Raw genomic sequence first — 3913 nt, 5'->3', positions numbered from 1 at the left:
CGGCCAGGCATTCTTCGCGCACACGATGCTGCCATGGCCCGTCGCGGCGAAAGGTCAGCGTGGCTTCCTCGGAGATGTCATCGCCGTCCTGCGCGTACCAGGTGGCACGCTCCCAGCCATTATAGGCGTCGAAGCGGCCTCCGAGCGCCTTGATGCGATCGTGGATCGGCGACAGCTTGCGGTCGCGGCCCTCCGGCCAGGCATGGCGCGGGAACTGGATGGCGTATTCGTTGCCGTAGATCTCCATGCCCTTGGCGACGCAATAGTCCGGCGCCGCGGCATAGGAAGTGAAGCGGCGCGGGTCGCACGACCACATGTCCCATTCGGTCCGGCCCTCGGTCACCCATTCGGCCAGCACCTTGCCGGCGCCGCCACCCTGGGCAATGCCGAAGGTGAAGACGCAGGCCTCGAAGGCATTGGGAACGCCGGGCATCGGGCCGATCAGCGGATTGCCGTCCGGCGTATAGGGGATCGGCCCGTTGATCACCTTGGACAGGCCGGCCGTGCCAAGGATCGGCACGCGGGCGACGGCGTCGGCCAGATAATGTTCCAGCCGGTCGAGATCATCGGGGAACAGCTGGAAGGAAAAGTCCTCCGGCATCGGGTCATTGTGGCTGGCCCAATGCGCGCGGCAATTGCGCTCATAGGGGCCGAGATTCATGCCGTTCTTCTCCTGGCGCAGATAGTAGGAGGTGTCGACGTCGCGCAGCAGCGGCAGCTTCTTGCCTTGTTCCTTCGACCATGCCGCGAGTTCGGGGATCTCCTCGAACAGAATGTACTGATGGCTCATCACCATCATCGGCACGTCGCGGCCGAACATCCGGCCGACTTCGGCGGCGCGGTAGCCGGCGGCATTGACGACGATCTCGCAGCGGATCTCACCCTGTGCCGTCTCGACCACCCAGTCGTCGTTCTCGCGGCGCACGCCTGTGACCGGGCAGAAGCGGATGATCTTCGCGCCCATGTCGCGCGCACCCTTGGCCAGCGCCTGGGTGAGTTGCGCCGGATCGATGTCGCCGTCGCTCGGGTCGTAGAGCGCGCCTTTCAGCTCATGCGTCTCGATGAAGGGATAGCGACGCTGGATCTCGTCGACACCGACAATGTCTATGTCCATACCCTGGTAGAGGCCCATGCCCTTGGCGCGCTGGAATTCCTGCATGCGCTCGAGCGAGTGGGCAAGGCGAAGCGAGCCGGTGACGTGATAGTTCATGGGGTAGTCGACCGCGTCGGCCAGCCCGCGATAAAGCTCGGTCGAATAGCGCTGCATGTTCATCAGCGACCAGGACGAGGAGAAGGTCGGCACGTTGCCGGCGGCATGCCAGGTCGAGCCGGAGGTCAGCTCGTTCTTCTCGAGCAGCACGCAGTCGGTCCAGCCCGCCTTGGCGAGATGATAGAGCGCGGAGGTGCCGACGGCGCCGCCTCCGATGATCACCACGCGCGCCGTGCTCGGCAAACCCGCCATGTTCTTCTCCAAACTTGAACTCAATAGACGGGTGGTGAAACCACCCAGATGACAATTGCCGGCTCGGCACCCGGATTGCGCCAGCGGTAGGGCTTGCCTTCGAAGCGAAAGGAGTCGCCCTCGCCAAGCCGATGCCAGACACCTCCGATCTCGATGTCGAACAGTCCGGACGCGACGTATCCGGCTTCCTCGGTCGGCCGCTGCGCCTCGGCCTTCAGTTCCGCGCCCGGCGCGAAGACCGAACGCACCATCTCGAAGCTACCGCCGAGATCGGGCGACAGAAGCTCCTCCACCAGGCCGGATTCGCTTGTGCCAAGCGTGCGGCGCCTGCCGGCGCGCACGACCACGCCGCGCTCGCTTTCGACAGGTACGTCATGGCTGAAGAACAGGCTGATCGGCACGCCGAACAGTTCGGCGAAGGCTCTGAGGTCACCGAGCGACGGCGTCGACAGGCCACGCTCGACCTGGCTGACCCAGCCGACCGAACGGCCTAGCTTCAGGCCGATCTCGGCGAGCGTCAGCCCGCGCGCCTTGCGCAGGGCCCTGATGTCGCCGGCCAGCACGCGTTCGTCAGGTCCCTGCAATGTTCTTGCGGTAGTCGAAGGCAAAACGCTCTCTTTATGAAAAATCACCGACAAATTTCATGAGAAATCAAGCTCATGAAAAAATCAAGCAGATTTTCACGGATGCACAAGATTTGCTTGCGCGATTTTGACGGTTCATGCAAAGGCTCCGCCGAGAGCGGCGAGTGGGGACGTCCGATCGAGACAAAGGGTAAGGGACGGCCCATGCTGGAAAATAACCCCCGAATCGAGGGCGACGCCGAGATTGTCGACGAGGCGATCCTGTCGCGCCGTTCGGTGCGCGCATTCCTGCCCGACATGGTCGAAGACGACACCATCCGCGCCATTCTGGCGGTTGCGGCGCGCGCCCCATCCGGCACCAACATGCAGCCATGGAAGGTCTATGTCACCAAGGGCGAGAGCAAGCAGCGCATATCGGACGCCATTCTCAATTCCGGCATTCGCGCCGAAAAAGCCGATTGGGACGAGTACCGGTATTATCCCACGCAGTTCTTCGAGCCGTATCTGACGCGACGCCGCGCCAACGGTTTCGGCCTCTATGGCGCGCTCGGCATCGGTCGCCGCGAGGTCGACAAGATGCGCGCCCAGCACGACCGCAACTTCGTCTTCTTCGACGCGCCGGTCGGCATGATCTTCACCATCGATCGCCGCCTCAACCAGGGTTCATGGATCGATTACGGCATGTTCCTGCAGAACATCATGGTCGCAGCTAGAGGCAGGGGTCTGCACACCTGTCCGCAGGCGGCGTTCGCGCCCTATCACCGGCAGATCAGGCCGGTGCTCGACATTCCGGACGAGGAGATCGTCGTCTGCGGCATGGCGCTTGGTTATGAAGATACGTCAAAACCTGAAAACGCCTTCCGCACCGACCGCGTGCCGCTGCAAGAGTGGGTGACGTTCAGCGAATAAGCCAGCCGGCCTCATTCCGTGTTCATCTGTGCGCCGTGGCCGCTGACATGGGCGCCGTCCTGGGGTGTCAGCTTGAGATAGGCGAGCAGCGCGCAGAGCGTGATGATGCCCTCGATCACGAACAGGATGCGGAAATCGTCGGCGACGGCGGGGCCGCCGCCCGCCAGAAACGACAATGCCGCGGCGGCCAGGCCGACGCTGATCGCCACCGCCAGCTGCCATAATATGTAATAGAGCGCGCTGAAACGGGCGAGCTGCTCGGGCGCGATGTCGGAATAGGCGAGGTTGCCGGTCGAGGCCCATTGCGCGGAGCGGAAGACGCCGAAGACGAAGATGTAAGTGAGCACGATCCACACCGGCGTCGTCGCCTGCATCAGCGCGAAGCCGGCAACCAGGGCGGCGACGATGGGCGTGTTGTAGACCAGCACGCGGCGAAAGCCGAAACGGTTGAGGACACGCGGCATGAAGAACCGCATGGCCACCGAGCCGACCGCGGCTACGAAGGTCAGCGATCCCGCCTGCACCGCGCTCATGCCGAAGCCGAGCTGGAACATCAGCGGCAGCAGGAAGACGACCGAGCTAAGGCCGATCGTGTCCAGCCCGCCGCCGGTGAGGAACGAAATGCGGAAGGTACGGATGCGCAACAGCTTGAGATCGAGCAGCGGATTGCGCACGCGCAGGCAGTAGAACGAGGCGATGGTCAGGATGACGAGCGCCAGCGCCAGTTCGCCGGCGATGATGCCGCCCGCGGCGTCCTTGGCGGCAAGCGAATCCATGCCGAAGACCAGCAGGACCATGCCGCTGCCGACCAGCAGGAAGCCCGGAAAATCGAACGGCGTGCGCACGGGCTTGGTCATCGTCGGAAACAGCGAGGCGGCAAGAATTGCCGCCGCCAGCGCGAACGGCACGTTGATGAAGAAGATCCAGCGCCAGGAAATGTAGGTGGTCAGCGCACCGC

General features: G+C 63.7%; 4 protein-coding genes. 1 reads left to right on the top strand and 3 read right to left on the bottom strand.

Annotated elements, in window-relative coordinates:
* The coding region (locus ENZ74_RS24555) for an FAD-dependent oxidoreductase (RefSeq protein WP_127313046.1) at positions 1-1462 on the bottom strand (1462 nt) is incomplete at its 3' end.
* Between the two features lie 20 nt (positions 1463-1482).
* Entirely contained in the window at positions 1483-2025 is a 543-nt protein-coding gene (locus tag ENZ74_RS24550) for an XRE family transcriptional regulator (protein WP_032807957.1), read from the bottom strand.
* A 225-nt stretch (positions 2026-2250) separates the two neighbouring features.
* On the opposite strand from ENZ74_RS24550, the gene ENZ74_RS24545 reads away from it, so the two are divergent.
* Positions 2251-2955 carry a nitroreductase gene (locus ENZ74_RS24545; RefSeq protein WP_063170259.1) on the top strand — a complete coding sequence of 235 codons (705 nt, stop codon included), beginning with the start codon at positions 2251-2253 and terminating at the stop codon, positions 2953-2955.
* Positions 2956-2966: 11 nt separating this feature from the next.
* Here the strand turns inward: ENZ74_RS24545 and ENZ74_RS24540 are convergent.
* Positions 2967-3913 (bottom strand): MFS transporter (locus ENZ74_RS24540; RefSeq protein ID WP_127313045.1); only part of this gene is annotated, 947 nt, incomplete at its 5' end.

Source organism: Mesorhizobium sp. M7A.F.Ca.CA.002.15.2.1, from assembly GCF_003998715.1.
GTDB lineage: Bacteria > Pseudomonadota > Alphaproteobacteria > Rhizobiales > Rhizobiaceae > Mesorhizobium > Mesorhizobium ciceri.
Note: the sequence above shows the minus strand (reverse complement) of the source record. Positions and strands in the feature narration are given on the sequence as shown.

Bases quoted from the DNA above. Each gene is read 5' to 3' on its own strand.
- ENZ74_RS24545 (WP_063170259.1), top strand. From the start codon at position 2,251: ATGCTGGAAAATAACCCCCGAATCGAGGGCGACGCCGAGATTGTCGAC.